23 protein-coding genes are annotated in these 23,146 nt (G+C 71.0%); 5 read left to right on the forward strand and 18 right to left on the reverse strand.

What is annotated here, in order from left to right; translation table 11 throughout:
* Nucleotides 1-17 precede the first annotated feature (17 nt).
* The 8 genes from ACFT4A_RS32435 to ACFT4A_RS32470 form a co-directional block, all read right to left on the reverse strand.
* On the reverse strand, nucleotides 18-386 hold the full coding sequence (locus ACFT4A_RS32435; RefSeq protein WP_382837269.1) for a 4Fe-4S dicluster domain-containing protein: 369 nt from the start codon (nucleotides 384-386) through the stop codon (nucleotides 18-20).
* The gene (locus ACFT4A_RS32440; RefSeq protein WP_382837272.1) at nucleotides 383-1,987 is read right to left on the reverse strand and encodes an FAD-dependent oxidoreductase; all 1,605 of its coding nucleotides are present in this window, start codon (nucleotides 1,985-1,987) and stop codon (nucleotides 383-385) included. The genes ACFT4A_RS32435 and ACFT4A_RS32440 overlap by 4 nt, the downstream gene beginning before the upstream one ends.
* A complete protein-coding gene (locus tag ACFT4A_RS32445; protein ID WP_382837275.1) occupies nucleotides 1,984-3,339 on the reverse strand; it encodes an LLM class flavin-dependent oxidoreductase in 1,356 nt (451 codons plus the stop codon). Before ACFT4A_RS32445 ends, ACFT4A_RS32440 begins: the two co-directional genes overlap by 4 nt.
* A 53-nt stretch (nucleotides 3,340-3,392) precedes the next feature.
* Entirely contained in the window at nucleotides 3,393-4,307 is a 915-nt protein-coding gene (locus ACFT4A_RS32450; RefSeq protein ID WP_382837278.1) for an ABC transporter permease, read from the reverse strand.
* Nucleotides 4,304-5,140 (reverse strand): ABC transporter ATP-binding protein, encoded by an 837-nt coding sequence (locus ACFT4A_RS32455; RefSeq protein ID WP_382837281.1) that lies wholly within the window; start codon nucleotides 5,138-5,140, stop codon nucleotides 4,304-4,306. Before ACFT4A_RS32455 ends, ACFT4A_RS32450 begins: the two co-directional genes overlap by 4 nt.
* A gap of 6 nt (nucleotides 5,141-5,146) precedes the next feature.
* The gene (locus tag ACFT4A_RS32460) at nucleotides 5,147-6,163 is read right to left on the reverse strand and encodes an ABC transporter substrate-binding protein (RefSeq protein ID WP_382837283.1); all 1,017 of its coding nucleotides are present in this window, start codon (nucleotides 6,161-6,163) and stop codon (nucleotides 5,147-5,149) included.
* Nucleotides 6,164-6,554: 391 nt separating this feature from the next.
* Nucleotides 6,555-7,784, reverse strand: a complete 1,230-nt coding sequence (locus tag ACFT4A_RS32465) for an acyl-CoA dehydrogenase family protein (RefSeq protein WP_382837285.1) — start codon at nucleotides 7,782-7,784, stop codon at nucleotides 6,555-6,557.
* Between the two features lie 13 nt (nucleotides 7,785-7,797).
* On the reverse strand, nucleotides 7,798-8,379 hold the full coding sequence (locus ACFT4A_RS32470) for a winged helix-turn-helix domain-containing protein (protein ID WP_382837288.1): 582 nt from the start codon (nucleotides 8,377-8,379) through the stop codon (nucleotides 7,798-7,800).
* 417 nt (nucleotides 8,380-8,796) lie between these two features.
* Between ACFT4A_RS32470 and ACFT4A_RS32475 the strand changes: the two genes are divergently transcribed.
* Nucleotides 8,797-9,543 carry a GNAT family N-acetyltransferase gene (locus tag ACFT4A_RS32475; protein ID WP_382837291.1) on the forward strand — a complete coding sequence of 249 codons (747 nt, stop codon included), beginning with the start codon at nucleotides 8,797-8,799 and terminating at the stop codon, nucleotides 9,541-9,543.
* 50 nt (nucleotides 9,544-9,593) lie between these two features.
* Here the strand turns inward: ACFT4A_RS32475 and ACFT4A_RS32480 are convergent, their stop codons facing one another.
* The 7 genes from ACFT4A_RS32480 to ACFT4A_RS32510 form a co-directional block, all read right to left on the reverse strand.
* Nucleotides 9,594-9,836, reverse strand: a complete 243-nt coding sequence (locus tag ACFT4A_RS32480) for a hypothetical protein (RefSeq protein WP_382837294.1) — start codon at nucleotides 9,834-9,836, stop codon at nucleotides 9,594-9,596.
* 19 nt (nucleotides 9,837-9,855) lie between these two features.
* Nucleotides 9,856-10,044 (reverse strand): hypothetical protein, encoded by a 189-nt coding sequence (locus ACFT4A_RS32485; RefSeq protein ID WP_382837296.1) that lies wholly within the window; start codon nucleotides 10,042-10,044, stop codon nucleotides 9,856-9,858.
* Nucleotides 10,041-11,108 (reverse strand): LLM class flavin-dependent oxidoreductase, encoded by a 1,068-nt coding sequence (locus tag ACFT4A_RS32490; RefSeq protein WP_382837299.1) that lies wholly within the window; start codon nucleotides 11,106-11,108, stop codon nucleotides 10,041-10,043. Before ACFT4A_RS32490 ends, ACFT4A_RS32485 begins: the two co-directional genes overlap by 4 nt.
* Nucleotides 11,105-11,935: a DUF1684 domain-containing protein gene (locus ACFT4A_RS32495; protein WP_382837302.1), complete on the reverse strand. Its 831-nt coding sequence runs from the start codon at nucleotides 11,933-11,935 to the stop codon at nucleotides 11,105-11,107. Before ACFT4A_RS32495 ends, ACFT4A_RS32490 begins: the two co-directional genes overlap by 4 nt.
* Before the next feature lie 63 nt (nucleotides 11,936-11,998).
* Nucleotides 11,999-12,601 carry a nitroreductase family protein gene (locus ACFT4A_RS32500; protein WP_382837305.1) on the reverse strand — a complete coding sequence of 201 codons (603 nt, stop codon included), beginning with the start codon at nucleotides 12,599-12,601 and terminating at the stop codon, nucleotides 11,999-12,001.
* 29 nt (nucleotides 12,602-12,630) lie between these two features.
* Nucleotides 12,631-13,806, reverse strand: coding sequence for a homoserine O-acetyltransferase (locus tag ACFT4A_RS32505; RefSeq protein ID WP_382837352.1), 1,176 nt, complete (start codon nucleotides 13,804-13,806; stop codon nucleotides 12,631-12,633).
* A complete protein-coding gene (locus ACFT4A_RS32510) occupies nucleotides 13,803-15,164 on the reverse strand; it encodes a bifunctional o-acetylhomoserine/o-acetylserine sulfhydrylase (protein WP_382837308.1) in 1,362 nt (453 codons plus the stop codon). Before ACFT4A_RS32510 ends, ACFT4A_RS32505 begins: the two co-directional genes overlap by 4 nt.
* Before the next feature lie 533 nt (nucleotides 15,165-15,697).
* Here ACFT4A_RS32510 and ACFT4A_RS32515 point away from each other — a divergent pair.
* The 4 genes from ACFT4A_RS32515 (at nucleotide 15,698) to ACFT4A_RS32530 (ending at nucleotide 19,936) form a co-directional block, all read left to right on the forward strand.
* Nucleotides 15,698-16,972, forward strand: a complete 1,275-nt coding sequence (locus tag ACFT4A_RS32515; protein WP_382837311.1) for a sulfite oxidase — start codon at nucleotides 15,698-15,700, stop codon at nucleotides 16,970-16,972.
* Between the two features lie 257 nt (nucleotides 16,973-17,229).
* Nucleotides 17,230-18,306: an ABC transporter substrate-binding protein gene (locus ACFT4A_RS32520; protein WP_382837314.1), complete on the forward strand. Its 1,077-nt coding sequence runs from the start codon at nucleotides 17,230-17,232 to the stop codon at nucleotides 18,304-18,306.
* Nucleotides 18,303-19,166, forward strand: coding sequence for an ABC transporter permease (locus ACFT4A_RS32525; protein ID WP_382837316.1), 864 nt, complete (start codon nucleotides 18,303-18,305; stop codon nucleotides 19,164-19,166). Before ACFT4A_RS32520 ends, ACFT4A_RS32525 begins: the two co-directional genes overlap by 4 nt.
* Entirely contained in the window at nucleotides 19,142-19,936 is a 795-nt protein-coding gene (locus ACFT4A_RS32530; RefSeq protein ID WP_382837319.1) for an ABC transporter ATP-binding protein, read from the forward strand. Before ACFT4A_RS32525 ends, ACFT4A_RS32530 begins: the two co-directional genes overlap by 25 nt.
* 109 nt (nucleotides 19,937-20,045) lie before the next feature.
* Here the strand turns inward: ACFT4A_RS32530 and ACFT4A_RS32535 are convergent, their stop codons facing one another.
* Genes ACFT4A_RS32535 through ACFT4A_RS32545 form a run of 3 tightly spaced genes read right to left on the reverse strand, consistent with a single transcriptional unit; the run spans nucleotide 20,046 to nucleotide 22,824 of the window.
* Entirely contained in the window at nucleotides 20,046-20,864 is an 819-nt protein-coding gene (locus ACFT4A_RS32535) for an ABC transporter ATP-binding protein (RefSeq protein ID WP_382837322.1), read from the reverse strand.
* Complete coding sequence (locus ACFT4A_RS32540) at nucleotides 20,851-21,903, reverse strand: ABC transporter substrate-binding protein (protein ID WP_382837325.1); 1,053 nt, start codon at nucleotides 21,901-21,903, stop codon at nucleotides 20,851-20,853. The genes ACFT4A_RS32535 and ACFT4A_RS32540 overlap by 14 nt, the downstream gene beginning before the upstream one ends.
* A 54-nt stretch (nucleotides 21,904-21,957) precedes the next feature.
* Nucleotides 21,958-22,824 (reverse strand): ABC transporter permease, encoded by an 867-nt coding sequence (locus ACFT4A_RS32545; protein ID WP_382837327.1) that lies wholly within the window; start codon nucleotides 22,822-22,824, stop codon nucleotides 21,958-21,960.
* Nucleotides 22,825-23,146: the final 322 nt, after the last annotated feature.

Consider the following 23,146-nt stretch of genomic DNA (forward strand, 5'->3'; position numbering starts at 1 on the left):
GATGCGTCGGAAGGTCGTCAGGACGTGATCGGCGGGGAGGATCCCCTGGATCCCGGCGGTCCGAGGGAAGGGCCGACGGCCCGGAGCGCACCGGGCGTGCGGCCTTGCCCCCAGCCGATGTGCCGGCGGTAGCTGCCGAGCAGGCCGGTGCGGTCCAGGTTCTCCTCGTCCCGCGCGGGGGAGTCGTCGGACAGCGGGCTGGTCAGGGGTGCGACATACAGCGCGTCGGCCGGGCAGTTCGCCTCGCACTGGAAGCAGGTCTGGCAGTCGTCGCGGCGCGCGAGCACCGGGATGCCGTCCTCGCCCCGGTCGAAGACGTTGGTCGGGCAGACCTTGACGCACTTGTCGCAGGCGATGCAGCGCTCCGCCGAGACCAGTTCGATCACGAGGCCACCCCCAGCGGTGCCGTCGGTGCGGCCGACAAAGGCTCGGTGCGGGTCCATACCCGGTCGAGGCCACCCGTCACGATGCGGTGATGCTGCTCGGGGTCCTGTGCCGGATGGTCGAGCCGCTTGGCCATACCGCGGGTCTCCGTGCGCGCCAGCGCCGAGGCGTACATCCAGCGGGCATGCGCCGCCATCGCCGCGGCCTGCCTGGCCCGTACGGTGTCCCCGCTCCCGGTATGCAGGGCGGTACGCGACTCCTCCCACACGCTGTCGAGCACCTTCAGCGACGCGGTGAGCCGGTCGCCGTGGCGCAGATAGTTCTTCTCGTACGGGAGCACCTCGCCCTGGACCGCGGCGACGATCGCACGGAAGCCGTCGGCCGGACCCGGGGTCCCCGTGGGGCGGAGCCCCGCCCCGCCCGCTGCCACCAGGCGCCTCGTACCGGCGCGCGCTCCGAGGGTGCGGGCATGGCGGGTCGCTCCCCGGCCTGCCCAGGTGCCGGAGGCGATGGCCCAGGCGGCGTTGTGGCTGCCGCCGCCCGTGAACCCACCGCAGATCAGCTCGCGGGTCGCCGCGTCGCCGGCCGCGTACAGTCCGGGCACGGTCGTGGAGCAGTCGTCGCCGATGACGCGGATACCGCCGGTGCCGCGCACGGTGCCCTCGGCGAGGAGCGTGACGGCGAACAGCTGGGTGAACGGGTCGATGCCGAGCCGGTCGAACGTGAGGAAGAAGTTGGGCTGGGCCAGCCGCATCGCCTTCTGGGCCGCGGTGTCCGCCCGGTCCAGGCGGCAGTACACCTTCTCGCCGAGCAGTGCCTTCGCGATCACGGACCGGCCGCCCTGGCTGGCCGCGCCCTCCAGGACCGTGCCGTCCTCGTGGTAGAAGGTCGCGAAGGAGTAGAACGCGGTCTTGGTGACGGAGGTCCCCTCGGGCGCGATGCCGTAGGCGTTGGAGAACTCCATTCCGGACAGCTCCGCGCCCACCTCGGCGGCGAACAGCGCCCCGTCGCCGGTGTTGACGTTGCAGCCGAGCGCGCCGCTGAGGAACGCGCAGCCGCCGGTGGCCAGGACGACGGCCCCGGCGCGCACCCGGTAGGGCTCCCCGGCCTGGCGCCGGTGACCCCTGGCCCCGGCGACCGCCCCGGAGGGGTCGGTGAGCAGTTCGGTGACCGGACTGTGGTCGAGGACGCGTGCCCCGGCGCGCTGGACGCGGATACGCATCCTGCGCATGTACTCCGGTCCCTGCAGGCCGTTCCTGAGCTGCTTTCCGTCCGGCCCGGTGGGGAACGGGTAGCGGCCGGCCGCCGCCAGCTCGTTCACGCCCGCGTACGTCTGGTCCAGGACTCGGGTCATCCAGCGCCGGTCGGCCAGATATCCGCCCAGTGCCTCTCGGCTCGCCATGGCCGCCTCCCGCGCCGCCGGCTCCGGGGGGACGTACCAGACACCGGTTCCGGCGGAGGCGGTGGCGCCGCTGGTGCCGCAGTAGCCCTTGTCGGCGAGGACGACATCCGCTCCGTCCTGAGCCGCCTTGAGTGCGGCCCAGGTGGCCGCGGGGCCGCCGCCGATCACCAGGACGTCGGTGGTGAGTTCCAGTCCGGTCATACGGACCGCCCTCCTCCCGCGGTCGCCGCGGCCAGCCGGTTGGCGGGGCGGGGCAGGCCGTAGTGCTCGCGCAGGGTGCGGCCGGTGTACTCGGTGCGGAACAGGCCGCGCCGCTGCAGGATCGGTACGACGTGGTCGACGAAGTCCTCCAGGCCGCCCGGCAGATGGGGCGGCATGATGTTGAATCCGTCCGCGGCACCCTGCGTGAACCACTCCTCGAGCTGGTCCGCCACCTGCTCCGGGGTGCCGGCGAACACCCGGTGGCCACGGCCGGCACCGAGGCGGGCGATGAGCTCGCGCAAGGTGAGGCCGTCGCGGCGGGCGAGTTCGGCGACGAGCGTGAAACGGCTCTTGTTGCCGTTGATGTCCCGCTCCTCCGGCAGCTCGGGCAGCGGCCCGTCCAGCGGCAGCCCGGTCAGATCGGTGCCGAGCATCGCGGACAGCTGGGCGAGCCCGTACTCGGGCACCTGCAGCTCCGTCAGCTCCTGTTCCAGCGTGCGGGCCTCGGCCTCCGTCGAGCCGATGACCGGGGCGATGCCCGGAAGCACCACAAGTTGCTCCTCGGTGCGGCCGTGGCGGACGAGCCGTGACTTGAGGTCCTTGTAGAAGGCCTGGCCGTCGGCCAGGGTCTGCTGGGCGGTGAAGACGGCCTCGGCGTACCGGGCGGCGAACTCCTTGCCGTCCTCCGACGAACCGGCCTGCACCAGCAGCGGGTAACCCTGCGGGGTGCGGGGGACGTTCAGCGGGCCCTGGACGCCGAAGTACTCCCCGCGGTGGTTGATCTCCCGCACTTTGGCGGTGTCGGCGTAGACGCCGGCCTCCCGGTCGAGGAGGATCGCGTCGTCCTCCCAGCTGTCCCACAACCGGGTGGCCACGTCGACGAACTCCCGGGCCCGCTCGTAGCGCAGCGCGTGCTCCAGGTGCTCGTCCTGCCCGAAGTTGCGGGCCTCGTTCACGGTGCCGGAGGTGACGATGTTCCAGCCGGCCCGGCCTGAGCTGATGTGGTCCAGGGAGGCGAACTTGCGGGCGGTGTGGAAGGGCTCGTTGAAGGTGGTGGAGACGGTGGCGATCAGGCCGACGCGTTCGGTGACCGCCGCCAGGGCCGACAGCAGGGTGAGCGGTTCGAAGCCACCCAGGACGTTGTGTCTGACCTTCCCCCACAGGGCGAGGCCGTCGGCGAGGAAGACGGAGTCGAACAGGCCGCGCTCGGCGGTCAGCGCGAGCTGCTGGAAGTAGCGCAGATCGGTGACCCGTTCGGGCTGGGTACGCGGGTGGCGCCAGGCGGCGTCGTGGTGGCCGGCGTTCATCAGGAAGGCGTTGAGATGCAGGCGGCGCGGGCTGGTCGCGGTCATGAGGTTCCTCGGATCGGGGCGGTGGGACACAGGAACGGGAGGGCGGGCCGAGGTCAGCCGTCAGCCGGGAGGCGCCAGGAGCTGAGCCGTCGCTCCACCGCCACCAGGAGTTGGTTGAAGGCCACTCCGATGGCCGAGATGGTGACGATGCCGGCGTACATCTGCGGGATGGCGAAGTTGTACTGCGAGGCGTTGATCAGATAGCCCAGACCCGCCTTGGCGCCGATCATCTCGGCGGCGACGAGCACGAGGATGGAGACCGCTCCGGCCAGCCGGATGCCGGTGAAGACGACCGGTACCGCGGAGGGCAGGATGACCTTCTGGAACAGCCTGGGCGCGGACAGGTCCATCGACTTCGCCAGCTTCAGCAGGGTCGGGTCGACACCCCGGACCGCGCTGATGGTGTTGAGCAGGATGGGCCAGGTGCAGGCGTAGAGCACGATGGAGATCTTCGAGGTCTCGCCGATGCCGAGCAGGAGCACGAAGACCGGCAGCAGGGCGAGTGCCGCGGTGTTGCGGAAGACCTCCAGCAGCGGGCCGAGGAGGTCGGCCACCGGCCGGTACCAGCCGATCAGCAGGCCGAGGGGCACGGCGACGAGCACGGCGAGGCCGAATCCGCTGAAGGAGCGGACCAGGCTGGCGCGGGCGTTGTCGGCGAGCCGGCCGTCGGCCGCCAGTTCCCACCAGGCGCGGGCGACCTCGCTGAACGGCGGCAGGAACGTCCGGTCGACCAGCCCCAGGCGCGGCGCCGTCTCCCAGATGAGCAGCAGAGCCACGATCGCCGCGGATTTGGTGGCCCCGCTCACCAGCAGATCGGGCAGCCGGCGGGCCAGCCTGCGGGCCCGGGCCGTCGTGACGGGGACCCGACGCGGCTGCGGAGGCGACGCCTTGGGGGCGGGAACCGCGGCGAGCCCGGGGGTGCCGGACGTGGTGCTCTGGTCGGTGACCGTTCCGGTGGTGGGGCTCATGCGACAGCCGCCTCCTTCTCCAATTGCTGGGCCCTGGCGACCTCGTCGTGCAGGAGTGACCAGATCTCGTGGCGGTGGCGTGCGAATTCGGGACTGGAGCGCAGGTCGTCCGTGGCGTCACGGGAGCCGAGGGCGACCGGCACGATCTGCTTGATACGGCCCGGCCTGGACGTCATGACGGCGACGCGCTGCCCCAGGTAGACGGCCTCGTCGATGCCGTGGGTGATGAAGACGACCGTCTTGCCGGTGCGCTGCCAGATGCGCAGCAGCTCGTCCTGGAGCGACTCGCGGGTCTGGGCGTCCAGCGCGGCGAACGGCTCGTCCATCAGCAGCACATCGGGGTCGTAGGCGAGGCTGCGGGCGATCGCCACGCGCTGGCGCATCCCGCCCGACAGCTCGTGCGGATGGCGGTCCTCGAACCCGGTGAGGCCGACCAGGTCCAGGAACTCCCGGGCGCGCTGGGTGCGTCGGCGTCGCGGAACGCCCGTGGCCTCCAGGCCGAACTCGACGTTGCCCTGCGCGGTGCGCCAGGGCAGCAGCGCGTACTGCTGGAAGACGATGCCGCGGTCCAGGCCCGGCCCGGTGACGGGCCGTCCGTCCAGCAGGATGCGTCCGCCGGTGGGCCGGGTGAGGCCGCCGAGGAGATCCAGCAGGGTCGACTTTCCGCAGCCGCTCGGGCCGACGAGGACGACGAATTCTCCGTCCGCTATCCGCAGATCGATTCCGTCGAGTGCGGTGAACCGGGTTTCCTCGCCCGTTCCCGCTCGCTTCTTGACGGTGAATTCCTTCGTCACGTTCTCGAACTCGATCTTGGGTGTGGTGGATTCCGGCATAGGGGGTCAGCTCCCGCTGGCGTTGAACTCGTTGGTGTAGAGGTCCGACAACGTGACCTGACCCTTCTTGATGTCACCGCGCTCGGCCAGCCAGTCGATCCACAGCTTGAGCTCTTTGCCGGTGATACGGCCGGCCTTCTCGGCGACGCCGAAGGACTGCCAGTACTTGAGGGGTGCGGGGTCCTCGTTGCGGCCGCGCTTCTTCACGATGTCCGTCATCCGGGCGACGACTTCCTCGCGTGGAGTGGAACGGGCCCATTCGATGGCCTTTCCGACGCCGGTGACGAAGACGCGGGCCGTGTCGGGGTTCTGCTCGAGGAAGCGGTCGGTCATCACGTAGGTGCCGGCACTGAAGGCGCCGAGCAGCTGGTAGTCGGTGAACAGCGGGCGGATGCCGCCCGTGGCGAGGGCCTTGTCGCGCAGGAGGCCGCCGAGTACGGCCACGTCGATCTGCTTTTGGCGCAGGGTCTGCTCGGTGTTGACCGGAGGGACCACCAGGGGCTCGGCCTTGCCGATGTCCGACTGGGACAGGCCGCCCCGCTGCAGGTAGATGTCGAGCATGGCCTCGGAGTGGGCTCCGAGGGTGTTCATCCCGATCTTCTTGCCGATGAGGTCCCGGGCCGAGCGGATGGGGCTGTCCTCGAGGACGTAGAAGCCGTTGTAGGCGTACTTGTCGGCGCCGTAGTAGCTGATGACGGCCTTGATGGGGGCCTTGTTCGCGGCCAGTTTGACGACCGCGCCGTTGAACGCGCCGCCGAAGTCGATCTGGCCGGTCGCCGCGGACTGGATGTCCTGCGGTCCGCTGATGGTGTTGCCGACCCAGTCCAGCTTCACGTCCTCCAGATAGCCGAGGTCCTCGGCCAGCTCCGGCAGAGTGACCTGGCCCGCCCAGCCCTGATAGCGCAGCGTCTTGGTCCCGCCCTTGCCGGACGAGGCTCCAGCGGTCGTACCGCAGCTCACGGCCACCGCCGAAAGACCGAGCAGGGAAAGGAAGTGGCGTCTGGTCGATGCCGTCGTGGCCATGAAAAGGATCCTGTTCAAGGGAATGAGGAAGCGGACGTGCCGAGAACATGGGAAACCGCGGCGAACAGCGGTAATGAGACCTCGCCAGAGAGAACTGCGAGGATCGCGGCGTTCTACGGCAGCATCAGTGCGACATGACAGCCGACTGTGAAAGGGAGCGCGGGAGAGCGGTGCCCGGCAGGGCTCAGATACCGACGGCACAGATGGCGCTGGCCTGGCGTCGCAAATCGACGTGCAGGCGAGCGGCGAGGTTCTCGGAATGGCTCACAGCCAAGAGAGTTGCAGCGAAAACCAGCCACGTCAACGCCGCTTGCGTACACGTCTCATGTTCGCAACTGTCCGACACGCGAGTGAAGTACGGCGTTCACAATCGCCCGGCCGTGCGGGTTTGTCAGACGGGCAGGGTGAACGGAGGATGCGCCCCGTTGAGGAAATAGTCCCCGACATCCCGGAGCCGGTGAGTGACGGGCTCGTACAGGGTGTGGATGCGGGCATTGCGCCAGAAGCGGTCGAAGCCCAGCCGCGCGGACGCGGAGCGGACGCCGATGATGTCGAGGGCACGGGCGGTGGTCTCCTGCGCGGCCTTGGACGCGGCGGCTTCGGCCATGGCCACGAGGACGGAGATCTCCGCGTACTCCTCGTAGGTGATGTCCTCGCCGCACATGAGCCCGCGCTGCACCGCTTCCTGTGCCTGGTCGGTGAGCGCGGAGGCGGAGCGGGTGAGGACGGTGAGTTCCCCGTACGCGGTCAGCACCTGGGGGTCCTGGGGCGAGCCGACGGGCCAGTCCGGGTGCCAGGGGGAGTGGCCCGACCTGCTGTAGTCACGGGCTTCGGCGAGCACGCCCTCGGCCATGCCGAGACAGAGCTGGACGGACAGGAGCCGCCCGACCGGCGAGGCCAATGCGGTGAGGGGCGACAGGACGTCCTCGTCCGCGGACAGAGAACCGAGCACCTCGTGGGCGGCGATCACCACACCGTCGAACTCCACGCTCCCGCCGGCCGCGAGTCGCTGTCCGAACGGGTCGGCGTCGCCGTCGATCCTCACGCCAGGACGGGCGGGGTCGACCACGACGGCGAACGGCTCGCCGGTATCGGGCCGTACGGCCCGCACGACGAGGCGGTCGGCGACCAGGACCCCGGTGGCGTAGCTCTGTCGACCGTCGAGCACATAACCGGCGGTGGTCCTGGCCAGCGCCAGGGGCAGGTCCTGACGGGCGACACCACCGCCCCAGCACCACTGCTCCGCCGCGGACCGCCGCTCGACCCGGGCGGCGAGGGCGGGCTCGGTGAGGAACCGGGCGCTCCACGACAGGAAGTAGTGACAGCCCAGGAGTTGGCCGATGGCACCGTCGGCGGCGGAGATGTCCCGGACGACGGAGTGGGCCGTGGGCCAGTCCGCACCGCCACCCCCGAGCTCGGCCGAAACGAGGAGGGTCAACAGTCCCGACTCGCGCAGCCGGGACACCTCGTCGAACGGGGGCTTGCCCGCCTGCTCCCTGGCCACCGCGTCCGTGGCCAGATCGTCCGCCGTCTCCCGGGCCACGCGCAGCCAGTGCGCACGGCCGGGCCCGGTCCGGTCGGATGCCGAGGCGTGGTCGGCCGGCGCGGTGGCAACGCCCATGACGGTGGTCTCCTCAGGGTCGGCGGCACGTTGTGGTGGTGGGGCGCTCTTGCTGGTCGGGCACGTACTTGTAGCCCACGCGCCGCACGGTGACGACCTGGTGCCGGTGAGCCGCGCCGAGCTTGCGGCGCAGGCGCGCGATGTGGACGTCCACGGTGCGGCCGTCGCCGATGTGGTCGTAGCCCCAGATGCCGGCCATCAACCGCTCGCGCGAATGCACTTGGTGGGGATGCTGTACGAGGTGGGTCAGCAGCCCGAACTCCAGGTAGGTGAGGTCGAGTTGGCGTCCGTCCAGCTCGGCGACACGGCGTTCCGGATCGATGCGGACGCCACTGCCTCCGGCTTCCGCCCCCGTCCGGTGCGGGGGAGGCGAGTCAACGTAGGCGACCGGCCGGATCTCCGGCAGTGTCACGTCGTTGGCGAAGAGCTGGGCCGGGTCGGTGCCCTCGGGTACGAGCAGGAGATAGCCGACGAGGGGTGCGGAACCGTTTCCCTTGTCGCTCTCCTGGGCGGTGTCGCCCACGAGCCGGAGGCGGCGCAGATCGGGGAGCGGGGAATCCGACGGAATGGCCTGGGCCGGAAGTGCCGTGGTCATGGCGGTCGTCCTTCAGAAGTGCGTCGGGCCATCAGGTGCGGCGGATGCGTGCGCCCGGGCACCTGGGCGAAGAGAGAAGGAGCGGAGCGGCACGCGCTGGGTGTGAGCCGCGTACCTCACCGACGACAGCAGGCGGCGCTGACGACGTGACCAAAGTCGACATGCCGACGACGAACGAGTCGTTGCTGCGTGTGGGACATGTACATCATCCTGCGCACCCGGCGGCTGAGCCGTCAACGATTCCCTAGTGAATCGATGGGAAATGTAGGGAAGGCCACAGTGGCCGGACCGTGGCCTGACCGGTGGCCGGACCCGAAATTCATGCACCTGCAATGATCTGTCCCTCAACTGCCTGCTAGACATGGTGGAGGTGCCCCTGCGAAGCGCTGCTCGCTGACCCTTAAGGACTCCGCCTCCGTGGCTCATTCGATCGACGTTCGTGGTGGCGAAGCCCTGGCCGGCCCGAGCACGCATCCTCTGGACAACGCGGTCTGGGCCGCCCTGGCCGGCCCGCACGCCCGCTTCGCCGAACGGCTCGGCCGTGCCGCCCGCTACCCTGCCGACGTCTACGACTTCGCCGCCCTCGCCGATCCGGCCGACCCGGCCGCCTGGGCCGACCTGCGTACGCTCGTCGGTCCCGGAACCGTCGTACGGCTCAAGCCGGTCGAAGAGGTCCCCTCCGGGTGGGATGTCGTCGGCGGCGGTCTGGGAGTCCAGCTCGTCGACACCGCACTGCGGGCCCAGCCCGCCCCGGAAGCGGTACGACTCGGACCCGACGACGTCCCCGAGATCCTCGACCTGGTCGCCCGCACCAGACCTGGCCCCTTCCGGAAACGCACCGTGGAACTGGGCACCTATCTCGGCATCCGGCACCGGGGGCGGCTGATCGCCATGGCCGGCGAGCGCATCCGGCCACCCGGCTGGACGGAGATCAGCGCCGTCTGCACCGACCCGGAGCATCGCGGCCGCGGCCTGGGCACCCGCCTCGTGCGCGCCGTCGCGGCGGGCATCCGCGCCCGCGGCGACATCCCGTTCCTGCACGCCTCGGCCGGCAACGCGCAGGCGATCCGGCTCTACGAGTCCATCGGCTTCACCCTGCGCCGCCGTTCGCCCATCCTGCTGGTCCGCAGCCCGGGCACATCGTGCGAGGCGAAGGCGCTGTGACGGATGACGTTCCACGCCGTCCGACCCGCCGCTCGTGAAGCCCGGGCGCCCTACCCGGACGCACCGGCAGCCGCCGCCGACACAGCCCCCAGCAGCACGGCCGACGACACCTCCAGGCGCTGTCCCGCCGTGTCGACGACGACGCGGTCCCGGTCCCACGGCTCGTACTCCCGGTCGAGGATCTGCTGCCAGTCGGGCAGCGGCAGGCCCGGGATGCCGACCGACCGCGACATCACCCGGCGCCGGTGCTCGACCGGATCGGAGCAGACGACCTCCACCTCGACGGAACGCACCCCCGCCCGTGCGGCCGCATCACGCCAGGCGCCCCCGCGTCACCGCCAGCGGGTTCACCGACTCCGCGATCACGGTCCGACCCTGCCGCAGATGCTCCTCGGCCAGGGTGTACCCGACGACGTAACCCGCCGGACCGACCGGGTGCCGGGCCGGTGTGGTCTTTCCGGTAGCGGGCAGGCCGCCGATCGCGACGAGCGAGGGAGTCATCCTGCCGCTTGCGACGGGGCGACGATTCGCGGGCCGTGGTCCCGGGCGGGCCGCCAGCCCAGCCGGGGCGCGATGTGGTGGCGCACATCGTGCAGGATCTGCTCGTAGTCGCCCGGTTCGAACTCGTACGGCAACTCCAGGCGCAGCTCCGGCACCTCCGCGAGTGCGGCGTCGGCGCTCAACACCTCCAGGATCTCCTCCGACGTCCCCACCACGTCGGGGGCGAACAGGGTGCGCTTGGCCCCCTGCGGTCCCAGGGTCCGCTCGTGGCGGCTCGCCGCGTAGGCGCGGTAGCGCCGCCGGGTCGCCGCGTCCGCGCTGTCGAAGGGCACGATCACCCGGCCGATCGCCACCCGTCCCGGTCGCTCCGGCCCGAGCAGGCGACGGTACGCGTGGATCAGTGCCCGCTGGGCGGTGGAGAAGTCGTCGGTGCCTTCGCCGGCGACGATGTTCCCGCTGAGCATGCCCAGCCCCTGCTCGCCCGCCCACCGTGCCGAGCGCAGGCTGCCGGCCCCGTACCAGGTGCGGTCGGCCAGCCCGGGGCTGTACGGCTGCAGGCGTGGCCGCTGTGCGCCGCCCGGCGTCTGGATGACGGTGTCCTCACTGCCCAGGGGGCCGCCGCGCAGATGGTCGCGCACCCGGGCGATCCGGCCGTACGACAGGTCGAAGCTGTGCCAGTCGCCGTCGTGGACCAGTCGCGCCATCAGCTCCGCATGGGGCATGCCCGTGCTGAAACCGACCTGCAGCCGCCCGCGGGAGAGCACATCGGCGAGCGCGAGATCCTCGGCGAGCCGGAACGGGTTCTCGTACCCGATCGGGATCACGGCGGTGCCCAGCTCGATGTGCTCCGTGCGCTGGCCGGCGGCGGCGAGGAACACCGCCGCCGAGGACACTCCGTGCTCCAGGTGCCGCTGCCGCACCCAGGCACCGTCGTACCCCGTGCGCTCGCCGTACTCGAACAGCCGCAGGGTGGCCTCGAGACCCGCGTACGGGTCGTCGTCCGCGTAGTTGCCCGGCGTCAGGAACGACAGCGAGCGGATCCGGGGGAGGGGCGAGGGGCTCACCGGGCGATCGGCTTCCGCTCGTGGGGGATCCGCTCACCGGCCTCGATCGCCACCGGGAGCCGGTTCTCGCCGGGCGGCAGCGGGCAGGTCGCGAAGTCGGTGTAGGCGCACGGAAGGTTGGTGGCACGGTTGAAGTCCAGCACCACGGTGCCGTCGGGTCCGGGCGCGTCGATCCGCAGGGCGCGATTGGCCGCGTACGTGGTCACGCCGGAGGTCGCGTCGGTGAACAGCACCATGAGGCTGCCTGGTGCGGACCCGTTGAACGCGGTCAGGCCCAGCGTCCGGCCGTCGACCCGGAAGCGGATTCTGCCGGGCGCGTCGTAGACGTGCTGCAGTCCCTCGACGGAGGCACCCACGGTGGTCGGTCGCGGCTCCGGGAACGGCGTGTACGTACCGGAGACCACCCACCGCGGGTCCGGTGCGTACGCGGGCGTCCCGGTGAACCCGGTCCGCAGCGGATGTTCCGGGTGCCGTGGCCGGATCACGTGGTGGCCGCCGCGTTTGGCGATCTCGATCACCGCGTCGCCCCAGACGGCGGTCACGCCACCGCGTTCCGGGATGACACCGAAGGTGTGCCGTCCGCGCACCGCGGTGCCGTCGACGACGAGTTCCTCCCCCTCTCCGAGCGCGACGGTGACGCCCTCGTCGCCCGTCGACCAGCTGCCGGGCGCGCCGGGGAAGCGCCGGGGTTCGGCGTCCGGCCAGTACAGGCCGGTGACGGCGAGGAATCCGTGTTCATGGGCGAGGGCGGAGTCCCTGTGCTGATGCCATGCCTCCCATGCGGCGGCGAAGGCGTCGATGCCGGTGGGGGCGTCCTGGACGGTCATGTGTACTCCTGCGGGATGCGGCGCTGATGGTCAGGACAGTGCGGGCAAGGGCTGGGGCGCGCTTCAGGGGCCGGCCGGAAGCGGCTTGCCCCAGCTCTCGGCGAAGAACGTCTCCGCCAGAGGCCGGCGCTCGCGGACGGCGGTCTCGCGGACGCGCAGTTCCTCCGGGAGGAGATCCGCCGCGGCCAGGGCCCCCAGCGCGGTGACGGTGAGTGGCCGGTAGCCGTCCGGGACGTCCAACGACACGCGCAGCCGCTCGGGGTCGAAGCCGCCCATCTGGTGCGCGTGCAGTCCCAGCGCGTGGGCCTGCACCGACAGATGGGCCACCGCCAGCCCGGTGTCGTACGCGGCGCCGTGGTGCGCGGTTCCGTTCTCGAGACGCTCCGCCGCCACCGCCGCGATCAGCACCGAACTGTTCCCCGCCCAGGCCTGGTTGCCGGGCACGAGAGTGGCCAGGATCTGCTGGTACGTCGTGTCGCCGCGCCGTCCGACGAGGAAGCGCCAAGGCTGCGTATTGCGGGCGGAGGGCGCCCAGCGGGCGGCCTCCAGCAGGGACACCAGCTCCTCGTCGGTGACCGTGTGCGTGGCGTCGAACGAGCGTGGGCTCCAGCGCTCGGCGAGCAGCGGATGGACCGCCACGGTCGTGTGCGCGGTACGAGGCGACATGTGCGCTGCCTTTCCGTGAATCATGGGAATCATGGGCGAGTTCTGATGGGTGCCTGCGGAGGGCGGACGAGTTCGCTCACGAGCACGGCGACCTGTTCCAACTCGATGAGGAAGCCGTCATGGCCGTAGGGCGATTCGATGACCCGTACGTCGTCCGCCGTGGGGATGCCCGCCGCCAACTCCGCTTGCTGGGAGGGCGGGTAGAGACGGTCGGAGTCCACCCCCGCCACGAGGGTTCTCGCGGTCACCCGGCTCAGGGCGGAGCGCACGCCGCCGCGTCCGCGGCCGATGTCATGGCTGTTCATGGCCTCGCACAGCACGACGTAGCTGCCCGCGTCGAAGCGACGCACGAGCTTGTCCGCGTGATGGTCGAGATAGGACTCGACCTCGTACCGGCCGCCGTCCCAGGGATCCTCCGCGCCCTGGGCCGAGCGGCCGAAGCGGACCTGGAGTTCCGGCTCGCTGCGATATGTGACATGGGCGACCCGTCGGGCCAGGCCGAGCCCGGCGTGGGGACCCCGGCCGGTTTCGTGATAGTGGCCGCCCCGCCAGTTCGGGTCGGAGCGTACGGCCTGAAGCTGGATGGCGGACCAGGCGATCTGCTCGGCGCTCGCCGCGGCCGCCGTGGCGAGCAGCAGGAGCGCGTCCGTCCGTTCGGGACGGGACACCGCCCATTCCAGCGCCCGCATCCCGCCCATCGACCCTCCGACCACCAGGGCCCAGCGGCCGATGCCCAAGGCATCGGCCAGTCCGGCCTCGGCCGCGACCTGGTCGCGCTGCGTCAGAAACGGGAAGTCGCCGCCCCAGTGCCGACCGCAAGGGCTCACCGAGGACGGCCCGGTGCTGCCCTGGCAGCCCCCGAGCACGTTGGGGGCGACGACGAACCAGCGGTCCGTGTCGAGCGCCCGCCCGGGGCCGATGAGCCCGTCCCACCACCCGGGGGTGGGGTGGCCGGGCTCGGCCGCACCCGCCGCATGGCTGTCGCCGGTGAGCGCGTGCAGCACCAGCACCGCGTTGGACCGGTCCGGTGCGAGCCGCCCCCAGGTCTCGAACGCCAGCCGGACACCGGGCAGTTCACCTCCCGCCTCCAACGCGAGCGGGCTCTCACGCACGTACCACCGACGGCGCCCGGGCGGGTCCCCCTCCCGCCAGGCCCCGGAGGCCGGCGGGAGAGGAACCTGAGAGGGCGTCAGTACGGTCTTCAGGACGCGCCCTTCGCCGCTCGGAACCCGGCCTCCAGGTCCGCCTTGAGATCCACGAGGTTCTCGATGCCGACCGAGAGGCGCACCAGGCCGGGTGCGGCGCCGGTGGCCGCCAGCTGCTCCTCGTCGAGCTGGCTGTGGGTGGTGGACGCCGGATGGATGATGAGGCTGCGTACGTCTCCGATGTTGGCGAGATGGCTGAACAGCTCGACCGCGTCCACGAACCGCTTGCCCGCCTCGACGCCGTCCCGCAGCTCGAAGGAGACCACGGCACCCGCGCCACGCGGCAGATACGTCCGACCCGCCTCGTACCAACGGCTGGACTCCAGCCCCGGGTAATGGACGGCGGCCACCTCGTCGCGCTGCTCCAGCCACTCGGCCAGGGCTTGGGCGTTCGAGGAGTGCCGCTCGATGCGCAGGCTGAGCGTCTCCACGCCCTGGAGGAGCAGGAAGGCGGAGTGCGGCGACAGGGCGGGCCCGAGGTCGCGCAGCAACTGCACCCGCAGCTTGACGGCGAAGGCGCCCGGGCCGAGCGCCGGCCAGTACTGGAGGCCGTGGTAGCTGGGGTCGGGCTCGGTGAAGTCGGGGAACCGCTCGGCGTGCGCACCGAAGTCGAAGGTGCCGCCGTCGACCACCACACCCGCGATCGCGGTGCCGTGCCCGCCGAGGAACTTGGTCGCCGAGTGCACGACGATGTCCGCGCCGTGTTCGATGGGCCGCAGCAGGTAGGGGGTCGGGACCGTGTTGTCCACGATCAGCGGTACGCCCGCCTCGTGCGCCGCGTCCGCGACCGCCCGCACATCGAGCACGTTGCCGCGCGGATTGCCCAGGGTCTCGGCGAACAGCGCCTTGGTGTGGGGCCGGATCGCCGCGCGCCAGGCCTCGACGTCGTCCGGGTCGTCCACGAAGGACACCTCGATGCCGAGCTTCGGCAGGGTGTGCCGGAACAGGTTGTACGTGCCGCCGTACAGCGACGTACTGGAGACGATGTGGTCCCCGGAGCTCGCCAGCGTGAGGATCGCCAGCGTCTCCGCCGCCTGCCCGGAGGCCAGCGCCACGGCCGCGACCCCGCCCTCCAGGGCGGCGACGCGCTGCTCGAAGACGTCCTGGGTGGGGTTGTGGATGCGGGTGTAGATGTTGCCGGGCTCGGCCAGCGAGAACAGGTCGGCGGCGTGCCGGGTGTCGCGGAACACGAACGACGTCGTCTGGTAGATCGGCGTCGCCCGGGCCCCGGTCGTCGGATCCGGCGCGGCACCGGCGTGGAGCTGCCGGGTCTCGAAGGACCAGGCCGAGGTGTCGGGACCGGCGGGCTCGTCCTCGGGGGTGTGGCCGGCGGTGACGGAGTCGAGGGGCTGGCTCATGGCGGTACTCCTGTGCTGAGGGCGGAGAAGACGGCAAGCGTGAGGACACCGCTGGACAGGCGGCCGCGCCCGTACGGGCGTACAGGGCAGCGGTCAGCGTGATGCGGTGGAGGAAATGCGGGTCGGAAGCCGGAGCGAGGCGTCAGCTCACGGCGGAACAGCCCGTGGTGGTGACACGCACGTAATCGACGTGGCGGCGGGTCACGAGCACGGTCATGGGCCCAGGTAACCACACGGTGGCGGCAACGCACCAGATCGCCCGGCGGTCTCACCCGGTGGGACGCAGGGTGGCCTGTGACGCGCCGACGGGACGCTCCGTTGACACCCTCCGACCCACGTGCTTGCATCCCGCCATGCCGTTGTCGGAGCCCCTGACCCGCCGCCGTGCCGTGGACCTGGTCCGCGTGGCCGCCGCGCTGTGTCGGACGACCGGCTGATCGCGCGCTCCCCGACGACTCCGTCAACGACCGTGCCGCACCCACCCGTTGTGCCGCAGAGCCCTGTAGTGCTCCCCCCCATGACGAGGACCCGCCATGCCCTCTCCCACCCCCGCCGGTCACCGCCACGAAACCGACTACGACCGCCGAAGGCTGCGCCAGTGGCTCGGCGGTGAGGCCAGGGCGGACGGGGTCAGCCGCCGCCGGCTCCTCACCCTGCTCGCCGCCACCGCCGCCGGGACCGCACTCGGCGCCCCGCTGCCCGCCCGCGCCGCCGACGCAGCCATCGTCAAGCCCCTGCCGCCCGAGTGGTTCGTCCAGCGCGGCACCAACGCCGAGACCCGCTGGGAGGCGCTGCGCGGCACCGGCCACCACACCCCCAACGAGCTGTTCTTCGTACGCAACCACACCGCCACCCCCGTACTGGACGCCGACGACTGGCGGCTGCGGCTGTGGGGGAGCGGGCTGCGCGGCACCCCCGGCGAGGACCGGCCGGTGGAGTTCGGGTACGACGATCTGCGGGCGCTGCCGGCCGTCACCCGGACCGCCTTCGTCGAGTGCGCGGGGAACGGCCGCTCCTCCTACACGACTCAGCAGGGCGAGACGGTCAGCGGCACCGCGTGGACCTTGGGCGCGATCGGCGTCGCACGCTGGCGCGGGGTGCGCCTGGCCGATGTGCTGCGCAGGGCCGGGCTGTCCCCGTCCGCCGTGGACGTGCAGCCGCGTGGCCTGGACGCCGAGTACGTCAGCGGCGGCGAGAACCTGGGCCGGGTACGGCGTCCGCTGCCGCTGGCCAAGGCACTGGACGACGTGCTGCTCGCGTACGAGATGAACGGTGAGCCGCTCCCGTACGACCACGGGTATCCGGTGAGGGTGCTGGTGCCGTCCTGGGTGGGGATCTCGTCGATCAAGTGGGTCGGCGACATCGAGGTGTCCGCGCAGCCGCTCTTCTCGCCCTGGAACACCACCTTCTACCGGCTGTTCGGTCCCTCCCACCCGGAGGGCGGCAGCGCGCCGCTGACCCGGCAGGCCACGAAGAGCGCCTTCGAGCTGGCGAGCGGGGCCACCTTCACCGCGGGGCGGAGGCACGTGCTGCACGGACGGTCGTGGTCGGGCGCGGGCGCCGTCGCCCGGGTCGACGTCAGCACCGACGGCGGGGCGAACTGGCGGCCCGTCCGCCTGCACGACCGCCCCCGCACCGGCACCTGGACCCGCTGGTCCCTCGGCTGGCAGCCCGACGCACCCGGCGCCACCCACCTGCTGGCCCGCGCCACCGACACGGCCGGCCGAACCCAGCCGGACATCGCGGTGCCCAACACACAGGGCTACCTGTTCGACGCGGTGGTGCGGCACCCGGTCAGCGTGGTGTGACGGACGGCCATGCCGGAATGTAACGGGTACATGGCATGCGAACGAAAGTGTTGTTGCGAGCACGGTCAGGCAAAGCGGCCTGCCTTGACCACAATTTGACCTGTCGTTAGGTTCGGACCTCATGCGGATCTTTGCATTCCTTCGCAAACGACGGGCCATTGATCTGATGCGCATCGCCTCGGCCGTGTGTATCTGACGTCTGCCGCGCCGCACCGTCTGCCTCGTCTTTTTCGATCTCTGTTTTCAAGAAGGAATCAATGACCTCGCGCATAAGCATGCCCAGATCCAGGTCCGTGGCCGTGGTGGCCGCCTTGTCCTTCGCCCTTCTGTCGACTTCGTGCGCGGGCAACTCGGCGTCCACGGAAGTCGGCAAGGACGTCTCGCGCGAGAAGATCCCGGCCAAGGTCTCCTCGGACGCCTCCCTCACCGTCGGGGCGCCGGACCTCAAGGTCGCGCTTCAGCTGTCGGGGCAGATCGACAAGCTGCCCTTCAAGGTCAAGTGGGCCAACATCAGCGGTGGCCCCAAGTGCTCCGAGGCCTTCCGGGCGGGTGCTCTCGATGTCTGCTCAGCCGCGGACATCCCCTCGATCAACGCCTACTGGACCGGCCTCGACACCAAGCTCGTCGCGGCCGAGTTCCGCAAGGAGCCGCTCCGGCACCCGGTCTATGAGCTGGGCATCGCGCCCGGCGCCGGCATCAGGACGCTCGCGGACCTGCGCGGGAAGAAGATCGCCTACAGCCCCGGGCAGGCACAGGGCGCACTGGTGCTGCGGATCCTGCAGAAGGCCGGGCTCACCCAGGACGACGTCACACTCGTCGAACTGGCCAGCACCGACGACGTCTATCCCACGGCCCTGGGAAATCACCAGGTGGATGCCGCTCCCCTGGGGGACGTCAACATCAAGCGCTATCTGACGACATACGGAAAGAGCGGCGGGACGACCATCAAGCACGGATTGCGGGACGACCCGGCACATCTGTGGGCGCTCACCGATTCCGTCAGTGACGCACCGAAGTCCGCCGCCATCAGAGAACTCATCAAGTTCTGGGCGCGCGCACAGATCTGGATCGACGAGCACCCCAAGGAATGGATCGAGGGATATTACGTCAAGGACCAGGGGCTGAGCCCCGAGGACGGCGAATACCTCGTCCAGCGGTCCGGAGATCCCGACATTCCGGCGGACTGGACCGGTGCCATCCGGCGGCAGCAGCAGACCATCGACCTGCTGGCGAAGGAGCAGGACCACAAGGCCTTCAAGGCGGACCTCCTCTTCGACCGGCGCTACGAGTCGGCGGGCGCCGACGCCCTCGCCGGTGCAGGGGGGTCGACATGAGCACGACGCTCTCCGGCAAGCAGCGGCCGACGGCGACGCGACAGGCGGTACCCGCCGCCCGGCATGCGCCGAGCCGTCGCACCCGCAGGCGGCTCGCGCCAGGACGCCCCGTGCCGTACGGCTGGGCGATCGGCTCGCTGCTGCTGCTCGCCCTCTGGGCCGCGGGCTCCGCGGCCGGCCTCATCGACGCCCGGAGCCTGCCCGCGCCCTGGACCATCGCGGCAGCGGCAGGCGATCTCATCGAGGAAGGCCGGCTCCAGTCCAACCTGGCCACGTCCGCCCGACGCGCCCTGCTGGGGCTGGTGTTCGGAGTCGCGGGCGGGCTGCTCCTCGCACTGGTCTCCGGGCTCAGCCGGATCGGCGAGGCGGCCATCGACGGCCCCGTGCAGATCAAGCGGGCGATCCCGTCACTCGCGTTGATCCCGCTGCTGATCCTGTGGTTCGGCATCGGCGAGACGATGAAGGTCGTCACGATCGCGCTGGGCGTCTTCGTTCCGGTCTACATCCACACCCACAACGGACTGCGCGGCATCGACAACCGCTACGCCGAGCTGGCGGAGACCGTGCGGCTCAGCAGACTCCAGTTCGTCCGTCATGTGGTGCTGCCCGGCGCCCTTCCCGGCTTCCTGCTCGGGATGCGCTTCGCGGTGACCGCCGCGTGGCTCGCGCTGGTCGTCGTCGAACAGGTCAACGCCACCAGCGGCATCGGTTACATGATGGAACTCGCGCGGACGTACGGGCAGATCGAGATCATCCTCGTCGGTCTCGTCGTGTACGGACTCCTCGGGCTCTTCTCCGACGCCCTGGTACGGCTCGTGGAAAGGAGAACGCTGACATGGCGGCGCACCCTGGGGGACTGACCGGGACGGAGGACCAGGACGCCGTCGAAGGCCGGTGGACCAGCGAGGACCGCGCGACGGTCCGGACCGGGAATCTGGTGCGCTCCTTCGGCGAGCGCAGGATCCTCGACGGGCTGGACCTGACCGTCGCCCCGGGCGAGTTCGTGGCCCTGCTCGGGCGCAGCGGCTCCGGCAAGAGCACGCTGCTGCGCGCACTGGCCCGGCTCGACCACGACGTGGCCGGAAGCGGCGAACTCGCCGCCCCCGACCGCCTCTCCGTCGTCTTCCAGGACGCCCGGCTGCTCCCCTGGAAGCGCGTGCTCGACAACGTAGTCCTGGGCCTGGGCGGACCGGATGCCGAACAACGCGGCCGGGCCGCCCTCGCCGAGGTCGGCCTCGAAGGCCGCGAACGGGCCTGGCCCGTCGAGTTGTCCGGAGGCGAACAGCAGCGCGTCTCACTCGCCCGCTCACTCGTCCGCGATCCGGAACTGCTGCTCGCCGACGAGCCGTTCGGGGCACTGGACGCCCTGACCCGGATCAGGATGCACGCCCTGCTGCGCCGCCTGTGCGAACGGCACCGGCCCGCCGTGCTCCTGGTCACGCACGACGTCGACGAGGCCATCGTTCTCGCGGACCGGGTGGTGGTGCTGGACCAGGGGCGGATCGCCGCCGACCTCCCGGTGGAGCTGCCCGAGCCGCGCCGCCACGGCAGCGCCGAGTACGCGGCCCTGCGGGACGACCTGCTCGCACAGCTGGGAGTGGACCTCGTGGAGGACGGCAGCCCGGTGTGATCGTCGAGGCCGCCGCTCGCTGACGATGCTCCTGAGCGTGCCCCAGAGCCGCCCGTACACGCCGCCACCAGGTCGGCGCGCACGGGCGGCCTTTCCCCGAGTACGGGGATCAGGCCCCGGCGGCGGCCTTCACGGCGTGGGACACCTCCGCGCGCAGCTCGGCGAACTCGTCGGAGTCGCGAAGCTCCTGGGCGTCGACGTCACCGCGCGGCAGGGTGATCGGCAGGTCCAGAGCCACGGTCCCGGGGCTCTTGGTCAGCACCACGATGCGGGAGCCGAGGAACACCGCCTCGTCCGCCGAGTGCGTCACGAACACCGTGGTCCGGCCGGTCAGGTCGGTCACCCGGCGGACGTCCTCCTGAAGCCGCTCCCGGGTCAGCGCGTCCAGCGCCGCGAACGGCTCGTCGAGCAGGAGGAGCGGGCTCTCGGCGGCGAGGGCACGGGCGATCGCGACGCGCTGCTGCTGACCGCCGGAGATCTCCCAGGTGCGCCGCTTCTCGGTGCCTTCGAGGCCGACGCGGGCCAGCAACTCCGCACGCCGCTCGGGCCATTGGGCGCGGTTCACACCCGCGTACCGCAGCGCCAGGTCGATGTTGCCCCGCACCGTCCGCCACGGGAACAGCCGCGGCGTCTGGAACACCACCCCGGCCGCCTCGCCGGGCCGGGGCTCGGTGCCGGAGACCCGCACCGAGCCCCGCGTGGGCTGTTCGAAGCCGGCGATCAGCCGCAGCAGCGTGCTCTTGCCGCAGCCGGAGGCACCCACCAGCACCAGGAACTCCCCGGACGGAACGCTCAGATCGACCGGCCCGACGGCGGTGAAGGCCTCGCCGCCCCCGCCGTACCGGTGGGTGACATCGTCGAGTCGGACGGATCCGGCGGGCACGGTGTCCGCCCCTGCCGTGGTCCGAGTGAGCTCACTTGAGGACATCGGGCAGCCCCTTCAGATAGAACGCGCCGCGGACGGCGTCCTCGGACGGCGCGGCGCCGATCTGCTTCTGGTCGGCCAGGAACCGGCCGGTGTCGGTGACATAGGTGAGCAGCTTGCCCGGGTTGCCGTCGCTGCCCAGCCAGTCGGCGGAGACCACCTGGTCCGGAGTGAGGAACACTCCCTGCGAGAGCTGCGCCTCGGCATCCGCCGCACTGATGCCGAGCTCGGCCGCGACGGCCTTGACCGTGCCGTCCGGGTCGGACTTGATCAGCCGCAACGCCTCGGCCTCCGCCTTGCGCCAGGCATCGATCGCCTTGGGATCCTTGGCGATCAGGTCGTCCGAGACGACGGCCAGGTCGAGGGTCGGCTTGCCCGCCGCGCCGATCTCCTTGCTGCTGGTGAGCTGAGTGCCGGTCTTGCGCAGCTCGTCCAGGGTCGGCAGCCAGACATAGGCGGCGTCGATGTCGCCCCGCTGCCACGCGGCGAGGAGCGGCTGCGGCTGCAGGTCGATGAGTTCGACGTCCGACGGCTCGAGGCCGGCCTCCTTCAGCGCGGAGAGCAGGCTGTAGTGCGACGTGGAGGCGAAGGGAGTGGCTATCTTCTTGCCCTTGAGCCCGGCGACATCGGTGATGCCGGTGGCCTTGCGCGCGACGAGGGCCTCGTTCTCGCCCGCGACGTCGAGGATCCACGCGACCTTGTACGGGATGGGCGAACTGCCGGACACCCCGCGGGCGAACGGGCTGGAGCCCAGCGCGGCGATGTCGAGGGACTTGCCGATGAAGGCCTGGTTGACGCTGGCGCCGGAGTCGAACTTGATCCAGGTGATCGTGTAGTCCGGCAGTGCCTTCTCCAGCAGCTTTCTGTTCTTCACGAGCAAGTCGCCGCTGGGGAAGGCGAAATAGCCGATGCGCAGCTGCTTGGAGCCGCCGGACGCCGACGCCCCACTGCCCGAGGAGCAGCCCGTGACGGCCGCGGACACGGTGGCCAGGGCACCGGCGAGGAGGAGACGGCGGGACGGACCTTGGGGAGCACGGGACATGGCGGAGCCGTTTCTGTACGGAGGGGAAGGGAGGGGAGGAGCGGAGGGCGGGAACTACGCGCGACCGCGCCACGGAACGACCGTGCGTTCGAGCCGCAGCAGCAGGCCGTCGATGATCAGGCCGGAGACGCCGATGGCGATGATGCCGACGAGCACGACAGGGGTGTTGTTGTAGTTGGCCGCGTCCTTGACCATGCCGCCGATTCCGGGCAGGCCGTTGACCAGTTCGGCGGCGACCAGGGACGAGTAGGCCACCCCCACGGCGAGCCGGACTCCGGTGAGCGTCTCCGGCAGGGCGGACGGGACGACGACGTCCCTGACCACGTCCCACCGAGACGCGCCGAGCGCACGGGCGGCCTCGATCAGGCTCTTCGGTACGGCCGTGACGGCCGTGGTCGTGGACACCGCCACGGGCGGGAAGGCGGCCACGGCCAGCAGCGTGACCTTCGGCTCCTCGTTGATGCCCAGCCAAATGATGAGCAGCGAGAAGTACGCCAGCGGTGGCAGGGTCCGCAGGAAGGTGATCCAGGGCTCGAACAGCGAGCGCACCCAGCCGACGGTGCCCATGAGCAGCCCGAACACCACTCCCGCGGCGATGCCGATCCCGGCGCCGAGCGCGATGCGCCGCAGGCTGATGCCCAGGTGCTCGACGAGCGTGGTGCCGTTGTAGCCCCGTATGCCGCCGTGCGTGGTGGAGACCTCGATGAACGCGTCCCACACCTTGGCCGACGGCGGAACCAGTGTCTCGCTCCACGTCCCGCTCGCCGCCAGCAGCTGCCACAGGACGAGGAACAGCAGCAGCGAGCCGAACGGCAGCGCGACATGACGCACGCGCGTCCACGCGCCCCGCGCAGGCGCGCGAGGTTCGGGCGGTACGTCGGCCGGGTCATCAGGCTTGAGCAGAACGGGAGTTGTGGACATGGGGCGTCCTCCAGGGGCGCCGGGACATGAGCAGCTGCCGCCGAACGACAGAGGTGGCCGGCCCCGAACGAGAGTGATGCCGAACTAAGGGGGAGAGCGCCCTGAGGCAGAGCGCGGGAAGCGCCCTGGTGCGGGTGCCGTCATTGCACGGCAGGGGGCAGGACGCAGGGCGCGTCAAAGAGGCTGGGTCAGCGACAACACGAGGCCGGGCGTCGGCACAGGTCGATGACCAGGCGTCGCACCAAGGACTCGGAGATCATGGGGCCCATTTCTACCGCAGCCGCAGCCCCGCACCAACAGGCGTCCACTCTCTGGAACACAG

The sequence above is a fragment of the Streptomyces sp. NPDC057099 genome (assembly GCF_042671245.1).
GTDB lineage: Bacteria > Actinomycetota > Actinomycetes > Streptomycetales > Streptomycetaceae > Streptomyces > Streptomyces purpurascens.

Excerpts from the sequence above, each read along its gene's own strand:
- ACFT4A_RS32440 (WP_382837272.1), bottom strand. The coding sequence starts at position 1,987 with ATGACCGGACTGGAACTCACCACCGACGTCCTGGTGATCGGCGGCGGC.
- ACFT4A_RS32445 (WP_382837275.1), bottom strand. The coding sequence starts at position 3,339 with ATGACCGCGACCAGCCCGCGCCGCCTGCATCTCAACGCCTTCCTGATG.
- ACFT4A_RS32450 (WP_382837278.1), bottom strand. The coding sequence starts at position 4,307 with ATGAGCCCCACCACCGGAACGGTCACCGACCAGAGCACCACGTCCGGC.
- ACFT4A_RS32455 (WP_382837281.1), bottom strand. The coding sequence starts at position 5,140 with ATGCCGGAATCCACCACACCCAAGATCGAGTTCGAGAACGTGACGAAG.
- ACFT4A_RS32460 (WP_382837283.1), bottom strand. The coding sequence starts at position 6,163 with ATGGCCACGACGGCATCGACCAGACGCCACTTCCTTTCCCTGCTCGGT.
- ACFT4A_RS32465 (WP_382837285.1), bottom strand. The coding sequence starts at position 7,784 with ATGGGCGTTGCCACCGCGCCGGCCGACCACGCCTCGGCATCCGACCGG.
- ACFT4A_RS32470 (WP_382837288.1), bottom strand. The coding sequence starts at position 8,379 with ATGACCACGGCACTTCCGGCCCAGGCCATTCCGTCGGATTCCCCGCTC.
- ACFT4A_RS32485 (WP_382837296.1), bottom strand. The coding sequence starts at position 10,044 with ATGACTCCCTCGCTCGTCGCGATCGGCGGCCTGCCCGCTACCGGAAAG.
- ACFT4A_RS32495 (WP_382837302.1), bottom strand. The coding sequence starts at position 11,935 with ATGACCGTCCAGGACGCCCCCACCGGCATCGACGCCTTCGCCGCCGCA.
- ACFT4A_RS32500 (WP_382837305.1), bottom strand. The coding sequence starts at position 12,601 with ATGTCGCCTCGTACCGCGCACACGACCGTGGCGGTCCATCCGCTGCTC.
- ACFT4A_RS32510 (WP_382837308.1), bottom strand. The coding sequence starts at position 15,164 with ATGAGCCAGCCCCTCGACTCCGTCACCGCCGGCCACACCCCCGAGGAC.
- ACFT4A_RS32515 (WP_382837311.1), top strand. The coding sequence starts at position 15,698 with ATGCCCTCTCCCACCCCCGCCGGTCACCGCCACGAAACCGACTACGAC.
- ACFT4A_RS32520 (WP_382837314.1), top strand. The coding sequence starts at position 17,230 with ATGACCTCGCGCATAAGCATGCCCAGATCCAGGTCCGTGGCCGTGGTG.
- ACFT4A_RS32525 (WP_382837316.1), top strand. The coding sequence starts at position 18,303 with ATGAGCACGACGCTCTCCGGCAAGCAGCGGCCGACGGCGACGCGACAG.
- ACFT4A_RS32530 (WP_382837319.1), top strand. The coding sequence starts at position 19,142 with ATGGCGGCGCACCCTGGGGGACTGACCGGGACGGAGGACCAGGACGCC.
- ACFT4A_RS32535 (WP_382837322.1), bottom strand. The coding sequence starts at position 20,864 with ATGTCCTCAAGTGAGCTCACTCGGACCACGGCAGGGGCGGACACCGTG.
- ACFT4A_RS32540 (WP_382837325.1), bottom strand. The coding sequence starts at position 21,903 with ATGTCCCGTGCTCCCCAAGGTCCGTCCCGCCGTCTCCTCCTCGCCGGT.
- ACFT4A_RS32545 (WP_382837327.1), bottom strand. The coding sequence starts at position 22,824 with ATGTCCACAACTCCCGTTCTGCTCAAGCCTGATGACCCGGCCGACGTA.